The sequence below is a fragment of the Pseudomonas xantholysinigenes genome (assembly GCF_014268885.2).
Taxonomy (GTDB): Bacteria; Pseudomonadota; Gammaproteobacteria; order Pseudomonadales; family Pseudomonadaceae; genus Aquipseudomonas; species Aquipseudomonas xantholysinigenes.
Genome location: NZ_CP077095.1, coordinates 3,741,293 through 3,762,845 on the forward strand (window position 1 = coordinate 3,741,293; position 21,553 = coordinate 3,762,845).

The 21,553-nt window shown below is 64.2% G+C and carries 22 protein-coding genes; 17 read left to right on the plus strand and 5 right to left on the minus strand.

Annotated elements, in window-relative coordinates; translation table 11 throughout:
* Window positions 1–37: 37 nt before the first annotated feature.
* The 16 genes from ccoN (HU772_RS16580) (at window position 38) to HU772_RS16655 (ending at window position 15,724) form a co-directional block, all read left to right on the plus strand.
* Window positions 38–1,462 (plus strand): cytochrome-c oxidase, cbb3-type subunit I, encoded by a 1,425-nt coding sequence (ccoN, locus tag HU772_RS16580; RefSeq protein WP_186661970.1) that lies wholly within the window; start codon window positions 38–40, stop codon window positions 1,460–1,462.
* Window positions 1,463–1,475: 13 nt separating this feature from the next.
* Window positions 1,476–2,084: a cytochrome-c oxidase, cbb3-type subunit II gene (gene ccoO / locus HU772_RS16585; protein ID WP_186661969.1), complete on the plus strand. Its 609-nt coding sequence runs from the start codon at window positions 1,476–1,478 to the stop codon at window positions 2,082–2,084.
* A gap of 5 nt (window positions 2,085–2,089) precedes the next feature.
* Entirely contained in the window at window positions 2,090–2,281 is a 192-nt protein-coding gene (locus HU772_RS16590; protein WP_110994031.1) for a cbb3-type cytochrome oxidase subunit 3, read from the plus strand.
* Window positions 2,278–3,219, plus strand: a complete 942-nt coding sequence (ccoP, locus tag HU772_RS16595; protein WP_186661968.1) for a cytochrome-c oxidase, cbb3-type subunit III — start codon at window positions 2,278–2,280, stop codon at window positions 3,217–3,219. The genes HU772_RS16590 and ccoP (HU772_RS16595) overlap by 4 nt, the downstream gene beginning before the upstream one ends.
* A 503-nt stretch (window positions 3,220–3,722) precedes the next feature.
* Window positions 3,723–5,165, plus strand: coding sequence for a cytochrome-c oxidase, cbb3-type subunit I (gene ccoN, locus HU772_RS16600; RefSeq protein WP_186661967.1), 1,443 nt, complete (start codon window positions 3,723–3,725; stop codon window positions 5,163–5,165).
* Complete coding sequence (gene ccoO / locus HU772_RS16605) at window positions 5,165–5,773, plus strand: cytochrome-c oxidase, cbb3-type subunit II (protein ID WP_110739936.1); 609 nt, start codon at window positions 5,165–5,167, stop codon at window positions 5,771–5,773. The genes ccoN (HU772_RS16600) and ccoO (HU772_RS16605) overlap by 1 nt, the downstream gene beginning before the upstream one ends.
* A 5-nt stretch (window positions 5,774–5,778) precedes the next feature.
* A complete protein-coding gene (locus HU772_RS16610; protein WP_186661999.1) occupies window positions 5,779–5,970 on the plus strand; it encodes a cbb3-type cytochrome oxidase subunit 3 in 192 nt (63 codons plus the stop codon).
* The gene (ccoP, locus tag HU772_RS16615; protein ID WP_186661966.1) at window positions 5,967–6,947 is read left to right on the plus strand and encodes a cytochrome-c oxidase, cbb3-type subunit III; all 981 of its coding nucleotides are present in this window, start codon (window positions 5,967–5,969) and stop codon (window positions 6,945–6,947) included. The genes HU772_RS16610 and ccoP (HU772_RS16615) overlap by 4 nt, the downstream gene beginning before the upstream one ends.
* A gap of 305 nt (window positions 6,948–7,252) precedes the next feature.
* Window positions 7,253–8,668 carry a cytochrome c oxidase accessory protein CcoG gene (gene ccoG, locus HU772_RS16620; protein ID WP_186661965.1) on the plus strand — a complete coding sequence of 472 codons (1,416 nt, stop codon included), beginning with the start codon at window positions 7,253–7,255 and terminating at the stop codon, window positions 8,666–8,668.
* Between the two features lie 15 nt (window positions 8,669–8,683).
* On the plus strand, window positions 8,684–9,211 hold the full coding sequence (locus tag HU772_RS16625; protein ID WP_186661964.1) for a FixH family protein: 528 nt from the start codon (window positions 8,684–8,686) through the stop codon (window positions 9,209–9,211).
* 112 nt (window positions 9,212–9,323) lie between these two features.
* Entirely contained in the window at window positions 9,324–11,786 is a 2,463-nt protein-coding gene (locus HU772_RS16630; protein ID WP_217858724.1) for a heavy metal translocating P-type ATPase, read from the plus strand.
* Window positions 11,768–11,980 (plus strand): cbb3-type cytochrome oxidase assembly protein CcoS, encoded by a 213-nt coding sequence (ccoS, locus tag HU772_RS16635; RefSeq protein WP_186661118.1) that lies wholly within the window; start codon window positions 11,768–11,770, stop codon window positions 11,978–11,980. Before HU772_RS16630 ends, ccoS begins: the two co-directional genes overlap by 19 nt.
* The gene (locus HU772_RS16640; protein ID WP_186661116.1) at window positions 11,973–12,656 is read left to right on the plus strand and encodes a sulfite exporter TauE/SafE family protein; all 684 of its coding nucleotides are present in this window, start codon (window positions 11,973–11,975) and stop codon (window positions 12,654–12,656) included. Before ccoS ends, HU772_RS16640 begins: the two co-directional genes overlap by 8 nt.
* A 161-nt stretch (window positions 12,657–12,817) precedes the next feature.
* The gene (hemN, locus tag HU772_RS16645) at window positions 12,818–14,200 is read left to right on the plus strand and encodes an oxygen-independent coproporphyrinogen III oxidase (protein ID WP_186661114.1); all 1,383 of its coding nucleotides are present in this window, start codon (window positions 12,818–12,820) and stop codon (window positions 14,198–14,200) included.
* A gap of 186 nt (window positions 14,201–14,386) precedes the next feature.
* Window positions 14,387–15,121 (plus strand): Crp/Fnr family transcriptional regulator FnrA, encoded by a 735-nt coding sequence (gene fnrA / locus HU772_RS16650; protein WP_186661113.1) that lies wholly within the window; start codon window positions 14,387–14,389, stop codon window positions 15,119–15,121.
* A gap of 54 nt (window positions 15,122–15,175) precedes the next feature.
* A complete protein-coding gene (locus HU772_RS16655) occupies window positions 15,176–15,724 on the plus strand; it encodes an adenine phosphoribosyltransferase (protein WP_028692867.1) in 549 nt (182 codons plus the stop codon).
* A 94-nt stretch (window positions 15,725–15,818) separates the two neighbouring features.
* On the opposite strand, the gene recR is transcribed toward HU772_RS16655, so the two are convergent.
* The 3 genes from recR to dnaX form a co-directional block, all read right to left on the minus strand.
* A complete protein-coding gene (gene recR, locus HU772_RS16660; protein ID WP_186661112.1) occupies window positions 15,819–16,421 on the minus strand; it encodes a recombination mediator RecR in 603 nt (200 codons plus the stop codon).
* Window positions 16,422–16,509: 88 nt separating this feature from the next.
* Window positions 16,510–16,845, minus strand: coding sequence for a YbaB/EbfC family nucleoid-associated protein (locus HU772_RS16665; RefSeq protein ID WP_167065527.1), 336 nt, complete (start codon window positions 16,843–16,845; stop codon window positions 16,510–16,512).
* A gap of 62 nt (window positions 16,846–16,907) precedes the next feature.
* Window positions 16,908–18,953, minus strand: coding sequence for a DNA polymerase III subunit gamma/tau (gene dnaX / locus HU772_RS16670; RefSeq protein ID WP_186661111.1), 2,046 nt, complete (start codon window positions 18,951–18,953; stop codon window positions 16,908–16,910).
* Window positions 18,954–19,085: 132 nt separating this feature from the next.
* Between dnaX and HU772_RS16675 the strand changes: the two genes are divergently transcribed.
* Window positions 19,086–19,889: a substrate-binding periplasmic protein gene (locus tag HU772_RS16675; protein WP_186661110.1), complete on the plus strand. Its 804-nt coding sequence runs from the start codon at window positions 19,086–19,088 to the stop codon at window positions 19,887–19,889.
* Here the strand turns inward: HU772_RS16675 and HU772_RS16680 are convergent.
* Entirely contained in the window at window positions 19,864–20,520 is a 657-nt protein-coding gene (locus HU772_RS16680) for a hypothetical protein (protein WP_186661109.1), read from the minus strand. The two genes, HU772_RS16675 and HU772_RS16680, sit on opposite strands and share 26 nt — an antisense overlap.
* Window positions 20,521–20,592: 72 nt before the next feature.
* Window positions 20,593–21,510, minus strand: a complete 918-nt coding sequence (locus HU772_RS16685; protein WP_186661108.1) for an EamA family transporter — start codon at window positions 21,508–21,510, stop codon at window positions 20,593–20,595.
* Window positions 21,511–21,553 lie beyond the last annotated feature (43 nt).

Below are 21,553 nucleotides of genomic sequence, written 5' to 3' on the forward strand. Positions count from 1 at the left end.
GTTTAGCCTGCCTATAACCGTGGATGGGAACCCATACATGAACACAACCAGCAGTACCGCCTACAACTATCAGGTGGTCCGCCAATTCGCCATCATGACGGTGGTGTGGGGCATCGTCGGGATGGGGCTCGGCGTCTTCATTGCCGCCCAGCTCGCCTGGCCCGCCTTCAACTTCGACCTGCCGTGGACCAGCTTCGGCCGCCTGCGACCCTTGCACACCAACGCGGTGATCTTCGCCTTCGGCGGTTGTGCCCTGTTCGCCACCTCCTATTATTCGGTGCAACGCACCTGCCAGACCACCCTGTTCGCGCCACGCCTGGCCGCGTTCACCTTCTGGGGCTGGCAACTGGTGATCCTGCTGGCGGCGATCAGCCTGCCGCTGGGCTACACCAGCACCAAGGAATACGCCGAACTGGAATGGCCGATCGACATCCTGATCACCATCGTCTGGGTCGCCTATGCCGTGGTGTTCTTCGGTACGCTGATGAAGCGCAACACCAAGCACATCTACGTGGGCAACTGGTTCTTCGGCGCCTTCATCCTCACCGTGGCGATCCTGCACATCGTCAACAACCTGGAAGTCCCGGTCAGCCTGACCAAGTCCTACTCGCTGTACGCCGGCGCCACCGATGCCATGGTGCAGTGGTGGTACGGGCATAACGCCGTGGGCTTCTTCCTCACCGCCGGTTTCCTGGGGATGATGTACTACTACGTGCCCAAGCAGGCCGAGCGCCCGGTGTATTCGTATCGCCTGTCGATCGTCCACTTCTGGGCGCTGATCACCCTGTACATCTGGGCCGGCCCGCACCACCTGCACTACACCGCGCTGCCGGACTGGGCGCAGTCGCTGGGCATGATCATGTCGCTGATCCTGCTGGCCCCGAGCTGGGGCGGCATGATCAACGGCATGATGACCCTCTCGGGCGCCTGGCATAAGCTGCGCAGCGACCCGATCCTGCGCTTCCTGGTGGTATCGCTGGCGTTCTACGGCATGTCCACCTTCGAAGGCCCGATGATGGCCATCAAGACGGTCAACGCCCTGTCCCACTACACCGACTGGACCATCGGCCACGTCCACGCCGGCGCCCTCGGCTGGGTGGCGATGATCTCGATCGGCGCGCTGTACCACACCATCCCGAAAGTGTTCGGCAAAGAGCGCATGTACAGCCTCGGGCTGATCAACGCGCACTTCTGGCTGGCGACCATCGGCACCGTGCTCTACATCGCCTCGATGTGGGTCAACGGCATCGCCCAGGGCCTGATGTGGCGCGCGGTCAACAGCGACGGCACGCTGACCTACTCGTTCGTCGAAACCCTGGTGGCCAGCCACCCAGGCTTCGTCGTGCGCTTCGTCGGCGGCGTGATCTTCCTCAGCGGCATGTTCCTGATGGCCTGGAACACCTGGCGCACCGTGCGTGCCCCGGCTGCCGAGCAAGCCACCGCCAACGCCCAGCTGGCTTGAGGAGTAGAGCCTGATGAACCATGAAGTCGTTGAAAAAAACATAGGCCTGATGGCCCTGCTGATGGTGTTCGCCGTCAGCATCGGTGGCCTGACCCAGATCGTCCCGCTGTTCTTCCAGGACGTCACCAACAAGCCGGTCGAAGGCATGAAGCCCTACACCGCCCTGCAGCTCGAAGGCCGCGACATCTACATCCGCGAAGGCTGCGTCGGCTGCCACTCGCAGATGGTCCGGCCGTTCCGCGCCGAGACCGAGCGCTACGGCCACTACTCGGTGGCCGGCGAGAGCGTGTGGGACCACCCGTTCCTGTGGGGCTCCAAGCGCACCGGGCCGGACCTGGCCCGCGTCGGCGGCCGCTACTCGGACGACTGGCACCGCGCGCACCTGTACAACCCGCGCAACGTGGTACCGGAGTCGAAGATGCCGTCCTATCCGTGGCTGGTGGCCGCGCAGGTCGACAACAGCCACACCGACGTCAAGATGCGCGTCCTGCGCAGCCTCGGCGTGCCCTACAGCGACGACGACATCGCCGGCGCCAAGGACGAGGTCAAGGGCAAGACCGAGATGGACGCGCTGGTCGCCTACCTGCAGGTGCTCGGCACCGCGATCAAGAACAAGAGGTGAGTGCGATGGAAATGGACATCGGCATGATCCGCGGCCTCGGCACCCTGGTAGTGATGATTGCCTTCATCGGCCTGTCACTGTGGGTGTTCAACCGCCGCCGCGACCGAGATTTCGCCGAAGCGCGCCTGCTGCCCTTCGTCGACGACCGCCTGCCCCCCGCCGGGCAGGAACCTGCCATGAGGAGTAACGGGCAATGACCACCTTCTGGAGTACGTACATCAGCGTACTGACCATCGGCAGCCTGATCGGCCTGACCTGGCTGCTGCTCGGCACCCGCAAGGGCCAGAGCAGCGACACCACCGACCAGACCATGGGCCACAGCTTCGATGGCATCGAGGAGTACGACAACCCGCTGCCGAAGTGGTGGTTCTGGCTGTTCGTCGGCACCCTGGTGTTCTCGGTCGGCTACCTGATCCTCTACCCGGGCCTGGGCAACTGGAAAGGCATCCTGCCCGGCTACGAGAACGGCTGGACCCAGGTGGACGAGTGGCAGAAAGAGATGGACAAGGCCGACGCCAAGTTCGGCCCGATCTTCGCCAAGTACGCCGCCATGCCGGTGGAGGAAGTGGCCAAGGACCCGCAGGCGCTGAAGATGGGCAGCCGACTGTTCGCCTCCAACTGCTCGGTGTGCCACGGCTCCGACGCCAAGGGCTCCTATGGCTTTCCCAACCTGACCGACAACGACTGGCGCTGGGGCGGCGAGCCGGAGACCATCAAGGCCTCGATCATGAACGGCCGCCACGGCATCATGCCGGGCTGGGCCACGGTGATCGGCGAGCAAGGCGTGGCGGATGTGGCCGCGTTCGTGCTGACCAACCTCGATGGCCGCCAGCTGCCGGCGGACGCCAAGGCCGACCCGGTCAAGGGCAAGGAGATCTTCGCCAGCAACTGCGTGGCCTGCCACGGGCCTGAAGGCAAGGGCACCCCCGCCATGGGCGCGCCCAACCTGACCCACCCGCAGGCGTTCATCTACGGCTCGAGCTTCGCCCAGTTGCAGCAGACCATCCGTTATGGCCGTCAGGGCCAGATGCCTGCGCAGCATGACATCCAGGGCAACGACAAGGTCCACCTGCTAGCGGCCTATGTGTATAGCCTGTCGCAGGACCAAGTACCGGAAACCGTAACCGCCAAGTAAAACCCGAGGGCCGCTTCGCGGCTCTTTTCGCGGGCAAGCCCGCTCCCACAGGTCCAGTGCTGTACCTGTGGGAGCGGGCTTGCCCGCGAAGGCCTGCACAGTAAGCCCCTTCTCCAGCATCTCCCCCGCCTTGCACCCCCTCCGAACACTACTAAGCTTGTTGCCACAGTGGCTCCGCTCGCAGCGACCGGAACAGACGTGGTGCACAGCCTGACACCACGCCTGCGATCCAGTCACACGAGCCTGCGGCTTTGGGATGACGCCTTGCCTGCCCGTCCCGGATTTAAAAGCTTGACCGATCGATCAGAAAAACATGAAAAATGGTACACATTACAAATATTTGTTTGTGTACAATCGTTCAACCCCAACGCCACGGGACGGTGGCGAAAAGGGTCTGGACACGGGTCGGTGCCCGATCGCCTGCGTTGCCATAACCCTGGTGGTTATCGATACTGGCGCCGATTTACCAACCAACAAGAACACCCAAACCGTGGAACCTTAGAATGAGCACTGCAATCAGTCCGACTGCTTATAACTATAAGGTCGTCCGCCAGTTCGCCATCATGACGGTGGTCTGGGGGATCCTTGGCATGGGGCTCGGCGTCTTCATCGCCTCGCAACTGGTATGGCCCCAGCTCAACCTGGACCTGCCATGGACGAGCTTCGGCCGCCTGCGCCCGCTGCACACCAACCTGGTGATCTTCGCCTTCGGCGGCTGTGCCCTGTTCGGCACCAGCTACTACGTGGTGCAGCGCACCTGCCAGACCCGGCTGATCTCCGACAGCATGGCCGCCTTCACCTTCTGGGGTTGGCAGGCGGTGATCGTCGGCGCGCTGATCACCCTGCCGATGGGCTTCACCACCACCAAGGAATACGCCGAGCTCGAGTGGCCGCTGGCGATCCTCCTGGCCATCGTCTGGATCACCTACGCCCTGGTGTTCTTCGGCACCATCGTCAAGCGCAAGACCAAGCACATCTACGTCGGCAACTGGTTCTACGGCGCCTTCATCGTGGTCACCGCGATGCTGCACATCGTCAACCACATCTCGCTGCCGGTGAGCCTGTTCAAGTCGTACTCGGCCTACGCCGGCGCCACCGACGCGATGATCCAGTGGTGGTACGGGCACAACGCCGTGGGCTTCTTCCTTACCACTGGCTTCCTGGGGATGATGTACTACTTCGTGCCCAAGCAGGCCGAGCGGCCGATCTACTCCTATCGCCTGTCGATCGTGCACTTCTGGGCGCTGATCACCCTGTACATCTGGGCAGGCCCCCACCACCTGCACTACACCGCCCTGCCCGACTGGGCGCAGTCGCTGGGCATGGTGATGTCGATCATCCTCCTGGCGCCGAGCTGGGGCGGCATGATCAACGGCATGATGACCCTGTCGGGGGCCTGGCATAAGCTGCGCACCGACCCGATCCTGCGCTTTTTGGTGGTCTCGCTGGCGTTCTATGGCATGTCTACCTTCGAAGGCCCGATGATGGCCATCAAGACAGTCAACTCGCTGTCGCACTACACCGATTGGACCATCGGCCACGTCCACGCCGGCGCTCTTGGCTGGGTGGCGATGATCTCGATCGGCGCGGTCTACCACATGATCCCGAAACTCTACGGCCGCGAGCAGATGCACAGCATCGGCCTGATCAACGCGCACTTCTGGCTGGCGACCATCGGCACCGTGCTGTACATCGCCTCGATGTGGGTCAACGGCATCACCCAGGGCCTGATGTGGCGCGCCATCAACGACGATGGCACCCTCACCTACTCCTTCGTCGAAGCGCTGCAGGCCAGCCACCCGGGCTTCATCGTCCGCGCCCTGGGCGGTGCGTTCTTCGCCTCCGGCATGCTGCTGATGGCCTACAACGTGCTGCGCACCGTGCGCGCCGCCAACCCGGCACAGGCTGAGGAAGCCGCCAAGATCGTCGTCGCGGGAGCCCACTGATGAAGCATGAAGCAGTCGAGAAGAACATTGGCCTGATGGCCTTCTTCATGGTCATCGCCGTCAGCGTCGGTGGCCTCACGCAGATCGTCCCGCTGTTCTTCCAGGACGTCACCAACAAGCCGGTCGAGGGCATGAAGCCACGCACCGCGCTGGAGCTCGAAGGGCGCGACATCTACATCCGCGAAGGCTGCGTCGGCTGCCACTCGCAGATGATCCGCCCGTTCCGCGCCGAGACCGAGCGCTACGGCCACTACTCGGTGGCCGGCGAGAGCGTGTGGGACCACCCGTTCCTCTGGGGCTCCAAGCGCACCGGGCCGGACCTGGCCCGCGTCGGCGGCCGCTACTCCGACGACTGGCACCGCGCGCACCTGTACAACCCGCGCAACGTGGTGCCGGAGTCGAAGATGCCGTCCTACCCGTGGCTGGTCGAGAACAAGCTCGATGGCAAGGACACCGCCAAGAAGATGGAAGTCCTGCGCACCCTGGGCACGCCGTACACCGACGAAGACATCGCCGGCGCCAAGGACGCAGTCAAGGGCAAGACCGAGATGGACGCCATCGTCGCGTACCTGCAAGGCCTTGGCACCCTCATCAAGAGCAAACGGTGACCGTGATGGATATCGGGATGATTCGCGGCCTCGGCACCGTGGTGGTGCTGGTGGCCTTCGTGGGCCTGGCGCTGTGGGTGTTTAGCCCGCGGCGCAAGCAGGACTTCGATGAAGCGACGCAACTGCCGTTCGCGGACGACCCCGAGGCCACCCGGCACCTCGAGCAAGCACGAGCTTCTAGGAGCAAACAACAATGACAACCTTCTGGAGTCTGTACGTCAGCGTCCTGACCCTGGGCACCATCTTCGCCTTGACCTGGCTGCTGCTGTCGACCCGCAAGGGCCAGCGCGAGGAGATCACCGACGAAACCGTCGGCCACGCCTTCGACGGCATCGAGGAGTACGACAACCCGCTGCCCAAATGGTGGTTCTGGCTGTTCGTCGGCACCGTCGTCTTCGCCCTCGGCTACCTGGTGCTCTACCCCGGCCTGGGCAACTGGAAAGGCATCCTGCCCGGCTATGCCTACCTGGATAACGACAAGCAGACCGAGTTCAGCAACGGCCAGGCCGGCTGGACCGGGGTGCACGAGTGGGAAAAGGAGATGGCCAAGGCCGACGCCCGCTTCGGGCCGATCTTCGCCAAATTCGCCGCCATGCCGCTGGAAGACGTGGCCAAGGATCCGCAGGCACTGAAGATGGGCGCCCGGCTGTTCGCCTCCAACTGCTCGGTGTGCCACGGCTCCGATGCCCGCGGCGCCTATGGTTTCCCCAACCTGACCGACAATGACTGGCGCTGGGGCGGTGAGCCGGAGACCATCAAGACCACCATCATGAACGGCCGCCACGGCGTGATGCCAGGCTGGGCCACGGTGATTGGCGAGCAAGGCGTGGCGGATGTGGCCGCGTTCGTGCTGACCAACCTCGACGGGCGCCAGCTGCCGGCGGACGCCAAGGCCGATCCGGCCAAGGGCCAGCAAATCTTTGCCACCAACTGCGTGGCCTGCCACGGTCCCGAAGGCAAGGGCACCCCAGCCATGGGCGCGCCCAACCTGACCCACCCGCAGGCGTTCATCTACGGTTCGAGCTTCGCCCAGTTGCAACAGACCATCCGCTATGGCCGCCAAGGGCAGATGCCAGCCCAGGCGCAGATGCAGGGCAACGACAAGGTCCACCTGCTGGCCGCTTATGTCTACAGCCTGTCGCATCAAGCCGAGCCGCCGACCCAGCCTGAGTAAGGCAGGCCTGGCCTGTTCGCGGGTAAACCCGCTCCCACAGGTACTTCACTGATCCTTGTGGGAGCGGGTTTACCCGCGAAGAGGCCGGCACTGACAGCACGATTCCTGCAGGCTTCATGACCTGGATCAATTGACAGCCGCCATATCACGATTCCTATCAAAAACCCAACGCGACTAAAGGTCGCAGCGCGCCCCGCACGCGCCATCACAGGCGTATCATGGGCCGCAGAGCGCTAGCAGAACGCGCGAGACTGCGGCCGGCAAGCACTGGCCGCGGCATTTCTCCACTGCCGTGGGACTTGATGATGAGCAAGCAAATTCCGGTACATGATGTCACCCCGCCTGCCAGCAAAGGGAAGGATTCCGTCGATCTCTACGCCTCGCGCGAAAAAATCTACACCCGTGCCTTCACTGGCCTGTTCCGCAGGTTGCGGATGGTCGGCGGCGCGGTGCTGTTCCTGCTGTACTTCGGCACCGTCTGGCTGAGCTGGGGGGGCCGCCAGGCCGTGTGGTGGGACCTGCCCGAACGCAAGTTCTACATCTTCGGCGCCACCATCTGGCCGCAGGACTTCATCCTGCTCTCGGGCATCCTGATCGTCGCCGCCTTCGGCCTGTTCTTCATCACTGTCTACGCCGGCCGGGTCTGGTGCGGCTACACCTGCCCACAGAGCGTGTGGACCTGGGTGTTCATGTGGTGCGAGAAGGTCACCGAAGGCGACCGCAACCAGCGCATGAAGCTGGACAAGCAACCGATGAGCGCCAACAAGTTCCTGCGCAAGTTCACCAAGCACAGCCTGTGGCTGCTGATCGGCTTCGTCACCGGCATGACCTTCGTCGGCTACTTCACCCCGGTCCGCGAACTGGTCTTCGAATTCTTCACCGGGCAGGCCGACGGCTGGGCTTACTTCTGGGTCGGCTTCTTCACCCTGGCCACCTATGGCAACGCCGGCTGGTTGCGCGAGCAAGTGTGCGTGTACATGTGTCCCTATGCGCGCTTCCAGAGCGTGATGTTCGACAAGGACACCCTGATCGTCTCCTACGACCCGCGCCGTGGCGAAACCCGCGGTCCGCGCAAGAAGGACATGGACTACAAGGCCAAGGGCCTGGGCGACTGCATCGACTGCACCATGTGCGTGCAGGTCTGCCCGACCGGCATCGACATCCGCGACGGCCTGCAGATCGAGTGCATCGGCTGCGCCGCCTGCATCGACGCCTGCGACGCGATCATGGACAAGATGAACTACCCCAAGGGCCTCATCAGCTACACCACCGAACACAACCTGTCAGGCCAGAAAACCCATATGCTGCGCCCACGCCTGATCGGCTACGCGCTGGTGCTGCTGGTGATGATCGGCGCCCTGGCCACCGCCTTCGCCACCCGTTCGCTGGTCGGCTTCGATGTCGCCAAGGACCGCGTGCTGTACCGCGAGAACGCCCAGGGCCGGATCGAGAACGTCTACAGCCTCAAGGTGATGAACAAGGACCAACGCGACCACGTCTATGTGCTCGACGCCGCCGGCCTGCCGGACCTCAAGCTCGAAGGTCGGCGCGAAATCCGCGTCAGCGCTGGCGACATCGTCACCTTGCCGGTGCAGTTGTCGGTCGCCCCCGAGCAACTGCCTTCGACCACCAACGAAATCACCTTCATCCTCAAGGACGCCGACGACAGCGCCAGCCAGGTTGAAGCCAAGAGCCGCTTCATCGGCCCACAGATCCGCTGAGAGAGAATTTCGACAATGCCTGCCACCGCCGCCAGCCCCTGGTACAAGCACCTCTGGCCCTGGATCATCATTGGCATCCTGGCCACTTCGGTGTGCCTGAGCCTGACCATGGTCAGCATCGCCGTGCGCAACCCGGACAACCTGGTCAACGACAACTACTACGAAGCCGGCAAGGGCATCAACCGCTCGCTGGACCGCGAGCTACTGGCCCAGGCCCTCAACCTCAAGGCCAGCGTGCACCTGGACGACCTCACCGGCGAGGTCGAGGTACGCCTGACCGGCAATAGCGCCCCACAGGCGCTGGAGCTCAACCTCATCTCGCCGACCCAGCCGGACAAAGACCGCAAGGTCCAGTTGGCGCGCAGCGAGCCGGGGCGTTATGTCGGCCAGCTGGTCGACAAGGTCGAAGGGCGGCGCTTCGTCGAGTTGCTCGGCAGCCAGGACGACCATGTGTGGCGATTGTTCGAGGAAGAGAAGGTCGAGCACGGGGTGACCTTGCAGCTGGGGGATGAAGCGTTGCAAGGTGCCGAGCACCAGCAATGAATCGCCGCACCGCTGTTCGCGGCACAAGGCGGCCCCCCTGTAGGAGCGGCCTTGTGCCGCGAAAGGGCCGCAAAGCGACCCCGGCAATCCCAAGCCAAAAGATAGACGCAAAATGACCCACCCCACCCCCTGCTACCACTGCGCCCTGCCCGTCCCCGCCGGCAGTCGCTTCACCGCCGTGGTGCTTGGCGCGCCACGGCAGTTCTGCTGCCCCGGCTGCCAGGCGGTGGCCGAGTCCATCGTCGCCGGGGGCCTGGAGCACTACTACCAGCACCGCAGCGACAGCAACGCCAACCCCGAGGCCCTGCCCCGCCAGTTGCAGGACGAGCTGGCGCTGTACGACCGCAATGACGTGCAACGCCACTTCGTCCGCCACGAAGGCGAACAGGCCGAGGCCACCTTGCTGGTCGAAGGCATCAGCTGCGCCGCCTGTGGCTGGTTGATCGAGAAGCACCTGCGCAACCTACCCGGGGTCGCCGAGGCGCGCCTGAACCTGTCCAACCACCGCCTGCTGGTTACCTGGGCCGACAGCCAGTTGCCGCTGTCCAGGCTGCTCGCCGAGCTGCGCCAGATCGGCTACGCCGCCCACCCCTACCAACCCGACCAGGCTGCCGAACAACTGGCCCGGGAAAACCGCAGCGCCTTGCGTCGCCTCGGCGTGGCCGGCCTGCTGTGGTTCCAGGCGATGATGGCGACCATGGCCACCTGGCCGGAATTCAACATCGACCTGTCGCCAGAGATGCACACCATCCTGCGCTGGGTCGCGCTGTTCCTGACCACACCCATCGTGTTCTACAGCTGCGCGCCGTTCTTCAAGGGCGCCGCCCGCGACCTGCGCACCCGCCACCTGACCATGGACGTCTCGGTATCGCTGGCCATCGCCCTGGCCTATTGCGCCGGAATCTGGACTGCGATCACCGGTCACGGCGAACTGTACTTCGACACCGTGGGCATGTTCGCCCTGTTCCTGCTCACCGGGCGCTACCTTGAACGCCGCGCCCGCGAACGCACCGCTACCGCCACCGCGCAACTGGTCAATCTGCTGCCGGCCTCGTGCCTGCGCCTGGATGCCAACGGCCAGGCCGAGCGCATCCTGTTGGGCGAGCTGCAACGCGGCGACCGCGTGCAGGTGCTGCCCGGCGCGGTGGTCCCCGCCGACGGACGCATCGTCGAAGGCCGCTCCAGCGTCGACGAATCGCTGCTGACCGGCGAGTACCTGCCCCTGCCACGAGGCGCTGGCGACCGGGTCACCGGCGGCACCCTCAACATCGAGAGCACGCTCACGGTCGAGGTGCAAGCCCTGGGCCAGGAGTCGCGCCTGTCGGCGATCGTCCGCCTGCTCGAACGCGCCCAGTCGGAGAAACCACGCCTGGCCGAAATCGCCGACCGCGCCTCGCAGTGGTTCCTGCTGTTCACCCTGGTGGCGGCGCTGGTCATTGGCCTGGTCTGGTGGCAACTCGATGCGCCCCGGGCGTTCTGGATCGTCCTCGCCATGCTGGTCGCCACCTGCCCCTGCGCCCTGTCGCTGGCGACCCCGACCGCCCTCACCGCTGCCACCGGCACGCTGCACAAACTCGGCCTGTTGGTAACCCGCGGTCATGTACTGGAGGGCCTGAACCAGATCGACACGGTAATCTTCGACAAGACCGGTACCCTCACCGAAGGCCGCCTGACACTGCGCAGCATCCGCCCGCTGGGGCGCCTGGACAGCGACAGCTGCCTGGCCCTGGCCGCCGCCCTCGAGAACCGCTCCGAACACCCCATCGCCCGCGCCTTTGGCCGCGCCGCCCAGCCGGCCGACGCGGTCAGCAGCGTGCCCGGGCTGGGTCTTGAAGGCGAACTGCAGGGCCAGCGCCTGCGCATAGGCCAAGCCTCCTTCGTCTGCGCCCTGAGCGGCAGCGAAGTGCCTGCCGTGCCTGCACCGCGCGGCCAATGGCTGCTGCTGGGTGATCGCCAGGGGCCGCTGGCCTGGTTCGGCCTCGACGACCGCCTGCGCGAGGACGCCCCCGGCCTGGTGGCAGCCTGCAAGGCGCGCGGCTGGCAGCCCCTGCTGCTGTCCGGCGACAGCTCGCCGATGGTCGCCGAGGTGGCCGCGCAGCTGGGCATCGACCAGGCTGTCGGCGGCCTGCGCCCGGACGACAAGCTCGAACGCCTGAAAGCCCTGCAGGCCAAGGGGCATCGAGTATTGATGGTCGGCGACGGGGTCAACGACGTGCCGGTACTGGCCGCCGCCGACATCAGCATCGCCATGGGCGGCGCCACCGACCTGGCCAAGACCAGCGCCGACGCCGTGCTGCTGTCCAACCGCCTGCAGGCGCTGGGGCAGGCCTTCGACCTGGCCCGCCGCACCCGGCGCAACATTGTCGAGAACCTGCTCTGGGCGACCTTGTACAATGGCCTCATGTTGCCGTTCGCCGCGCTTGGCTGGATAACCCCGGTGTGGGCGGCGATCGGCATGTCGGTCAGCTCGCTGATCGTGGTGCTCAACGCCCTGCGCCTGACCCGCCTGCCCCGCGCCAGCGCCGAGGCAACGCCGGCACATGAAAGGAAAGCGCTATGCCCGCCCTCTACGTGATGATCCCCGCCGCCCTGCTGTTGGTTGGCGTTGCCGTGTACATCTTCTTCTGGGCGGTGGACAGCGGCCAGTACGACGACCTCGAAGGCCCGGCCCACAGCATCCTGTTCGACGATCAGGACCCTCGCCACCAGGCTGCGGTGAAGCACGACGAAACCAAGCCCGACGACCAGGACCCGACCCCGCGTGCCTGAACTGATCCCCCTGCTCGGCTCGGCCCTGGTCCTTGGCCTGCTCGGCGGCGGTCACTGCCTGGGCATGTGCGGCGGCCTGATGGGCGCGCTCACCCTGGCCATTCCTCCCGAGCAACGCGGCAGGCGGCTACGCCTGCTGCTGACCTACAACCTGGGACGCATCCTCAGCTATGCCGCCGCCGGATTGCTGCTGGGCCTGGCCGGCGTGGCCGTGGCCAGCAGCCCGCTGGCCACCGGGCTGCGGGTACTGGCGGCGCTGCTGTTGATCGCCATGGGCCTGTACCTGGCTGGCTGGTGGAGCGGCCTGACTCGTATCGAAGCGCTCGGGCGCGGGCTCTGGCGCCATGTGCAGCCGCTGGCCACGCGCCTGCTGCCGGTCTCCAGCCTGCCCCGCGCCCTGCTGCTTGGCGCGCTGTGGGGCTGGCTGCCCTGCGGGCTGGTGTACAGCACCTTGCTGTGGTCGGCCAGCCAGGGCGATGCGCTGCACAGCGCCGCGCTGATGCTGGCGTTTGGCCTGGGCACCTGGCCGGTACTGCTGGCCACCGGGCTGGCCGCCGAGCGCGTCGGCGGCCTGTTGCGCAATCGCGGGGTACGCATGGCCGGGGGCGTACTGGTGATCCTGTTCGGCCTGTGGACCTTGCCCGGGCCACACCAGCACTGGCTCATGGGGCACTGAGGGGTCGCTGTGCGGTCCTTTTGCGGGTAAACCCGCTCCCACAGGGACCACGCGGCAGTGGCCCTGCTCGGCGAGCGCCGGATTCCTGACACAAATCAACATAGATTCCTACAGACGCCCCTAGACTCCGGACACTGCAGCTCTATCCGGGGACTACCCACATGCTCGACGACCTACGCTGGGACGCCGACCTGATCCGTCGCTACGATCTGGCCGGGCCACGCTACACCTCCTATCCGACCGCCGTGCAACTGCATGGCGAAGTGGGCTCGTTCGACCTGCTCCACGCCCTGCGCGAGAGCCGCCGCGCCACACGCCCGCTGTCGCTGTACGTGCACGTGCCGTTCTGCGCCAACATCTGCTACTACTGCGCCTGCAACAAGGTCATCACCAAGGACCGCGGCCGCGCCGCGCCCTACCTGCAGCGCCTGGAACAGGAAATCCAGCTGATCGCCTGCCACCTCGACCCTAAACAAGTTGTTGAACAGCTGCATTTCGGCGGCGGCACACCGACCTTCCTCAGCCATGTGGAATTGCGCCAGCTGATGGCCACCCTGCGCCAGCACTTCAACCTGCTGGATGACGACTCCGGCGACTATGGCATCGAGATCGACCCGCGCGAAGCCGACTGGTCGACCATGGGCCTGCTCCGCGAACTGGGCTTCAACCGTGTCAGCCTCGGCGTGCAGGACCTTGACCCGGCCGTGCAGCGCGCAGTCAATCGCCTGCAAAGCCTGGAGCAGACCCGCACCCTGATCGAGGCCGCGCGCACCCTGCAGTTCCGCTCGATCAACCTCGACCTGATCTACGGCCTGCCCAAGCAGACCCCGGAAGGTTTCGCCCGCACCGTCGAGGAGGTCATCCGCCTGCAGCCCGACCGCCTGTCGGTGTTCAACTATGCCCACCTGCCCGAGCGCTTCATGCCGCAACGGCGCATCGACAGCAACGACCTGCCGGCCCCCGCCGCCAAGCTGGAAATGCTGCACGCCACCATCGACCAACTGACCGCCGCCGGCTATCGCTATATCGGCATGGACCATTTCGCCCTGCCCGACGACGAACTGGCCATCGCCCAGGAAGAAGGCACCCTGCAACGCAATTTCCAGGGCTACACCACCCATGGTCATTGCGACCTGATCGGCCTGGGCGTGTCGGCGATCAGCCAGATCGGCGATCTCTACTGCCAGAACAGCAGCGACCTCAACACCTACCAGGACACCCTCTCCACTGCCCAGCTAGCGACCCAGCGTGGCCTGCTGTGCAACCAGGATGATCGCCTGCGCCGGGCAGTCATCCAGCAACTGATCTGCCACTTCGAACTGGACTTCGAAGCCATCGAACAGGCTTTCACCATTGATTTTCGCGGTTACTTCAACGATCTCTGGCCGCAGCTGCAGGCCATGCAGCGTGACGGCCTGATCACCCTGGATACCCAGGGTATCCGTATCCTGCCGGCCGGGCGGTTGCTGGCGCGCTCGGTGTGCATGGTCTTCGATGCCTACCTGGCGCAGCAGAATCGCCAGCGTTTCTCCAGGGTGATCTGAATGTATTGAGGCGTTTCACCGCATGGACAGCGGGCCTTTCGAGGCACACTATGGACAGTTGTACGGTACCGGAACCCCTTGCCGGACCGTTGCCGGCACGCACCAAAAATGCGCACGCTGGCCTACAGCCCATGCCGCGGGTTATCCTTACGGCTTATGTGTGCTTTCCCACAAGGATCGAAAGAAATGTCCGAGCCAGTAAAACTGCGCCCACACAACCAGGCCCACTGCAAGGATTGCAGCCTGGCCCCCCTGTGCCTGCCCCTGTCCCTCAACCTCGAGGACATGGACGCACTGGATGAAATCGTCAAACGCGGCCGCCCGCTGAAGAAAGGCGAGTTCCTGTTCCGCCAGGGTGACAATTTCGGCTCGGTCTACGCGGTTCGCTCCGGCGCCCTGAAAACCTTCAGCCTGAGCGACAGCGGCGAAGAGCAGATCACCGGTTTCCACCTGCCCAGCGAACTGGTCGGCCTGTCCGGCATGGACACCGAGGCCTACCCGGTCTCGGCCCAGGCCCAGGAAACCACCTCGGTGTGCGAGATCCCGTTCGAACGCCTCGACGAGCTGTCGGTGCAACTGCCACAACTGCGTCGCCAACTGATGCGGGTGATGAGCCGTGAAATCCGCGATGACCAGCAAATGATGCTGCTGCTGTCGAAGAAAACCGCCGACGAGCGCATCGCCACCTTCCTGGTCAACCTGTCCGCGCGCTTCCGCGCCCGCGGTTACTCGGCCAACCAGTTCCGCCTGAGCATGTCGCGCAACGAAATCGGCAACTACCTGGGCCTGGCCGTGGAAACCGTGTCCCGCGTGTTCACCCGCTTCCAGCAGAACGGCCTGCTCAAGGCTGAGGGCAAGGAAGTGCATATCCTCGACCCGATCCAGCTGTGCGCGCTGGCCGGTGGTGCGCTCGAGGCCTGATCGTGGCGTGAACAGGGTATACTGGCGCCTTGGTTTTTCCAGGATACCCGCCCCATGCACAGCGACACCTTCGACCTCAAAGCCCTGATCCGCCCGGTAGTGGACTTCCCCAAGCCGGGCGTGATCTTTCGCGATATCACCCCGCTGTTCCAGTCGCCGCGCGGGCTGCGCTATGTCGCCGACCAGTTCATCGAGCGCTATGTCGAGGCCGAGTTCAGCCACATCGGCGCCATGGATGCACGGGGCTTCCTGATCGGCTCGATCATCGCCCACCAGTTGAACAAGCCACTGATCCTGTTCCGCAAGCAAGGCAAACTGCCGGCCGACGTCCTGAGCGAGGGTTACCAGACCGAATATGGCGAAGCCTTCCTGGAAGTGCACGCCGACAGCCTTTGCGAGGGGGATTCGGTGCTGATCTTCGATGACCTGATCGCCACCGGCGGCACCCTGCTGGCCGCGGCCAACCTGGTACGCCGCACCGGCGCCCAGGTGTTCGAGGCGGCGGCGATCATCGACCTGCCAGAGCTGGAAGGTTCGCGTCGCCTGCAAGCGGCCGGGGTACCGACCTTCTGCCTGACCGAGTTTTCCCTCAGCGAATATTAAAAGCAGCGGCAAGCTGCAAGCCTCAAGCTGCAAGTAAAAGCAGATCAGCGCATAACCGCTTTTACTTGTCGCTTGCAGCTTGCAACTCGAAGCTTCAAAGCGAAATCGGCCTGCGCCCCGCGAAAGCATGGGCCAGCGTGCCGCCATCCACCAGCTCCAACTCCCCGCCCAGGGGCACGCCATGGGCAATACGCGTAGCGGCCAGCCCCTTCTCGGCCAGCAGCTGGGCGATGTAGTGGGCAGTTGCCTCCCCTTCCACCGTCGGGTTGGTCGCCAGAATCACCTCACTGAAGCTGCCCTGCTCCTCGATCCGCGCCATCAACTGCGGAATACCAATGGCCTCCGGCCCCAGGCCATCGAGCGGCGACAAGTGCCCCTTGAGCACGAAATAGCGCCCGCGGTAACCCGTCTGCTCCACCGCATAGACATCCATCGGCCCTTCGACCACGCACAACTGCGTGTCGTCACGGCGCGGATCGGCGCACTGCGGGCACAGTTCCTGCTCGGTCAGGGTACGGCATTGGCGGCAGTGGCCGACGCCTTCCATGGCCTGGCTCAGGGCCTGGGCCAGGCGCGTGCCGCCGCTGCGGTCGCGCTCGAGCAACTGCAGGGCCATGCGCTGGGCGGTTTTCTGGCCGACACCGGGCAGGATGCGCAGGGCGTCGATCAGTTGGCGGATCAGGGGGCTGAAGCTCATGTGTGCGGGCCTGCCAATTCAGGAATCAGAATGAACAAGGGAGCAACGACCGCTGGGCCGTTGCTCCCCCTGTAACGCCAATGGCCGATCAGAACGGCATCTTGAAACCAGGTGGCAGCTGCATGCCGGCGGTCATGCTGCCCATCTTGTCTTGGCTGTTTTGCTCGATCTTGCGCACGGCATCGTTCAGCGCGGCGGCGATCAGGTCTTCGAGCACTTCCTTGTCGTCTTCTTCGGTCGACATCAGGCTCTGGTCGATGCTGACGCGCTTGACGTCGTGGCGACCGGTCATCACCACGCTGACCAGGCCGCCGCCGGACTGGCCGGTGACTTCCGCATTGGCCAGTTCTTCCTGCATCTTCTGCATTTTTTCCTGCATCTGCTGGGCCTGCTTCATCAGGCCGGCCATGCCACCTTTCATCATGGGGTGTACCTCGATTGGGTCATGTGATGCGGCCCGCCCGTGGCCGGCCGCATGGTTATTCGTCATTGCCCCTGGCTGACCAGGGCGTCCACCGGCTCAATAGTATCCTGTCGCACCGTAGCACCGAACTGCCGGATCATCTGCTGGATGAGCGGATCCTGCTCGATCGACACTTCCGCGTCGCGCTGGCGGTCGGCACGCTTGCGCGCGGCGGCCTGGGCCGGGGTTTCCTGCTCGGGGCGGATCAACTCGATGTTCAGGTTGATGCTACGCCCCAGCAGTTGGTTGAGTGCGTCGTTCAGGCGCCGTTGCTGGGTGGCGTTGAACAGCGCGCCCTGCCCCGGGTCCAGATGCAGCAGCCAGGCGTCGCCCTCGGCGGCGATCAGGGTGCAGTTGGCGGCGATGTTGCCTGTCATACCCGAGACAGGCAACTGTGGGAATAATTCCAGCCATTGCAAGGCCAAGCCGGTCGCCGGTTGGGCGGCGGGCAAGGGCTCGGGAACCTTGGCGGGCACTTCTTCCTGAACGTGCTCGGCGAGTTCATCCAGGTAGCTGAAACCGGCCGGATCGCTGTCCGGGGAGTAATAGTCCTCGTCACTCGGCGGCTCATCGTCACGCTCCATGCCTGCCGGGCTATAGGCGGACGGGTCGAACGGCGGCACCTCATCATCCGGCTGGAAGCTGGACGGCTCGGCGACTGGTGGCGGCGCTGGCGGATTAGGCTCGGGCTGCGGCTCAACGGCAACGGGCGCAGGCGCGGCGACAGGCTCTTCCCACGGCAAGTCGACGACTTCCTCGACCGCCACTGGCTCAGGCGGCTCAGGCGCCGTTGGCTCAGCCGGCACGGGTGCCTGCACCACTGGCGCGGGAGCCGGTTCGGCAAGCTGGGGCGGCGCGGGCGCGACAATGGGCTCCACAGGCGGCGCAACGACAGCGGCTGTCGCGACCACCGGTGTGGCTGGATCAGCTGTGGCCTGGCTGATCCCCACTGGCTTTAGTATCGGCTTCGGCGCATCGTCGGCATCGGCCGGGCGGAACGCCAGCATCCGCAGCAGGACCATTTCGAAGCCACCACGCGGGTCCGGCGCCAGCGGCAAGTCGCGCCGACCAATCAGGCCCATCTGGTAGTAGAACTGCACATCCTCGGCCGGCAAGGCCTGGGCCAGCGCCAGCACTCGGTCGCGGTCGCCCTGGCCATTGTCGACCGCCTCCGGCAGCGCCTGGGCGATCGCCACCCGGTGCAGCACATTGAGCATTTCCGAAAGCACGCCACTCCAGTCCGGACCTTGCTCGGCCAAGTCACGCACCGCCTCCAGCAACGCCCGGGCATCACCCTCGAGCAGTGCCTGGAGCACGCCATACACCTGGCCGTGGTCGAGGGTGCCGAGCATTGCCCGCACATCGGCCGCCAGCACCCGGCCCTCGCCAAAGGCAATGGCCTGGTCGGTCAGGCTCATGGCGTCGCGCATCGAGCCATCGGCGGCACGGCCCAGCAGCCACAGGGCGTCCTCCTCGAACGGCACGTTCTCGGCGCCCAGTACATGGGTCAGGTGCTCGACCACACGCTCCGGGCTCATGTTCTTCAGCGAGAACTGCAGGCAGCGCGACAGAATGGTCGCCGGCAGTTTCTGCGGGTCGGTGGTGGCGAGGATGAACTTGACGTAGGGCGGCGGCTCTTCCAGCGTCTTCAACAGGGCGTTGAACGAGTGGGTGGACAGCATGTGCACTTCGTCGATCAGGTAGACCTTGAAGCGCCCGCGGCTTGGGGCGTACTGCACGTTGTCGAGCAGTTCGCGGGTGTCCTCGACCTTGGTGCGACTGGCGGCGTCGATCTCGATCAGGTCGACGAAACGCCCCTCGTCGATCTCCCGGCACACCGAGCAGGTGCCGCACGGCGTCGAAGTGATGCCGGTCTCGCAGTTCAGGCACTTGGCAATGATCCGCGCGATGGTGGTCTTGCCCACGCCGCGGGTACCGGTGAACAGGTAGGCGTGGTGCAGGCGCTGGTTGTCCAGGGCGTTGATCAAAGCCTTGAGCACATGGGTCTGGCCGACCATTTCGCGGAACGAGCGCGGACGCCATTTACGTGCAAGAACCTGATAACTCATCAAAAAACCATCGTGACCGGAGCGGGCGGAAAGAGCGCTAATGCTAGCGGAGCGGGGCCGAAATTGCACCCTGCGGTTCTCGTCTAAGCTCAAGCAAGGGCACACGGCCAGACAAGTCAGGGAGGATCATACGTGCGCCGAGTCCTGGCCATCCTGCTGTTATGGACGACCCACAGCCTGGCCGAGCAGCCTGTGCTGCGTTTTTCCATCGCTGAAAGCTGGAGCATGCCGTTGATGCGCACCGAGCAGGACCAGCCGGTGGAAGGCATTCTTTTTGAGCTGATGCACGCCATCGCCCGGGAAACCAACACCCGCCCGCAGTACCACCTGATGGCTCGCCTGCGCCTGCAACAGGCCATGCGCGACGGCGAAATCGACGTGCGCTGTTATGTGTCCACGCATTGGCTCACCGAGCCGTCCGGGAATTATCGCTGGAGCATCCCGCTCATCGAGCAGCGCGACCTGCTGATCGGTCGCAGCGGCGAATACGGCACTGCCAGCGCCGACCAACTGCCTGCACAGGCCATCGGCACCGTACTAGGCTACACCTACCCCACGCTCGAAGCTCTGTTCGCCCAGGGCCGCTTGCTGCGCGAGGACAGCCGCAACCAATCTCTGGTGCTGCACAAGCTACAGGCCGGGCGCTACCAATATGCCGTCAGCAACCAGCTATCGCTGCAATGGTTCAATCGCAGCCTGCCTCCCGAACAGCACCTGCATGTCCTGGCGGTGCTCGAGGAACAAGCGCTGGGCTGCATGGTACGCGATGCCCCCGAACTTCCCACCCAGGCAGTGCTAGAAGCCATTGCGCGGATCAAGCAGTCCGGCGAGATGCAACGGATCATCGAGCACTACGGCGACATACGACAACAGGCGGCTCCGCCCTCGGTGGCGGAGCGTCCCGCGCACATCACTCCTGGCCAGAAGTCTCACTGAGCCCTTTGGGCTTGGCTCCGTAGTAGACGAAGTTATCGAAATCCTCATGCCGATAGGTATCGTGCCGCTCGTAGTAGTTGTAAACGACAGATAACTTCTGCTCACGCACCGTCGGTTCACTGTCATGCAGAACCTTGCGCCCCTGCATGACCAGGAGCGCGCCTTTACGCGCATGTATTTTCCTGTGCTCGATCCATGGCTTGCACTGGCTGGGGTGGCTGCGCTCTATCTGCATGCGTAATGCCGCCTCCCGATTGGTGGTCAGAAAGAGCAGGACGGTAATGCCATTGGTGTCGTAGTGCAGGCCCAAGGTCCCGCCGCCAGGTGGATAGGCCTTGATGTTCACATCAGAAAGCGGATAGGGCGAGACTATCGCGTCGGTGTGGGTGACAAGACTGATGAGTGGAGTCAATGCGTGATAGACCGCATAGAGTTCCGGCAGGCAGCGCCTGACATCGTCCCCTTTGAAAATATGATGGTGATAGTCGCCACCCAGATCCGACACAGCATCCGTGCCAAGGCCCGAATGCTGTACCAGATCCACGCCCTGTTCATCGATGACAATTTGAGCTCTATTGGCCAATTCATCACAGAGTGCTTCGGGAAGCACGCCCTCGATCATCGTGGCCATGTCATAGAAGTACTCGTGCCTATGCCTGTTCATGTCAAACATCGCAAACTCCCTTGCGTGGCACATGTCACCTCAATGACCTTGCGACGCCCCAGTAGACGAAATCCGCCTGGAGGCCACGATTGTCGACAACACCGTAGCATTCAGGAAGATCGCGATACCGACCAGGACAAGGCCAATGGCAACGCACTGGGCAACGCTCAGTACCTCTTCATGGAGCAGGTATGACGCCAGCAAGCCAGAAACGGGAACCAGTAGTGAAAGTGGCGCGACATGGGTTGCCGGGTACTTTTTCATAAGGTTGTTCCAGACCAGATACCCCAACAACGTGGTGACATAGCTTTGGAAGGCGATCGAGAACAGCGCCTCCCAGGCCAAACCTCGCCCCAGGCTGGCGAAGGGCGCCACTCCTTGAGTCACCAGGGTCAGCAACAGAATCACCGGCACCGAGAACAGGCTCGACCAGATGATGAATGCCATCATCTGCGCCGGTCGCTTGACCTTGACCAGCAGGTTGCATAACGACCAGGCAAGCGCCGCAAGCAGTACGAGGAGGATGCCGTACGAGGTAGAGGGCTCACTGCCAAGCAGCATCAGCAACAAACCTGCAACGGCGAACACCATGCCCCCGAGGTGCACGACATTGATTCGCTCACCCAGGAACAGCGCGCTGCAGCCAATGGTGAAAAAGGCGCTGAACTGCAGGAATACCGAAGACATGCCCGGTGACAGGCCGTTGTACATGGCGAAATTGACCGTCCACCACAGGCCTGCTCCGAACATCGCGCCATACCCTGCCAGCACGACAAGGGAAACGCCGACCGGACGCTTGATGAAGAACACCAGCGGCACGGCGCAGAAGGTGAAGCGCAGCAATGTCAAAAGATAAGGGTCAAGCGTCTTGAGCCCCAGTTCGATCACGGAAAAGTTGCAACCCCAAAGCACGGTCACCAGTACACCGGCAAACAGGTCTCGCCGACTCATGCTCATCTGCGCCTCTCCAAGCCGATTGCGAGACGACACTGTAATCGCG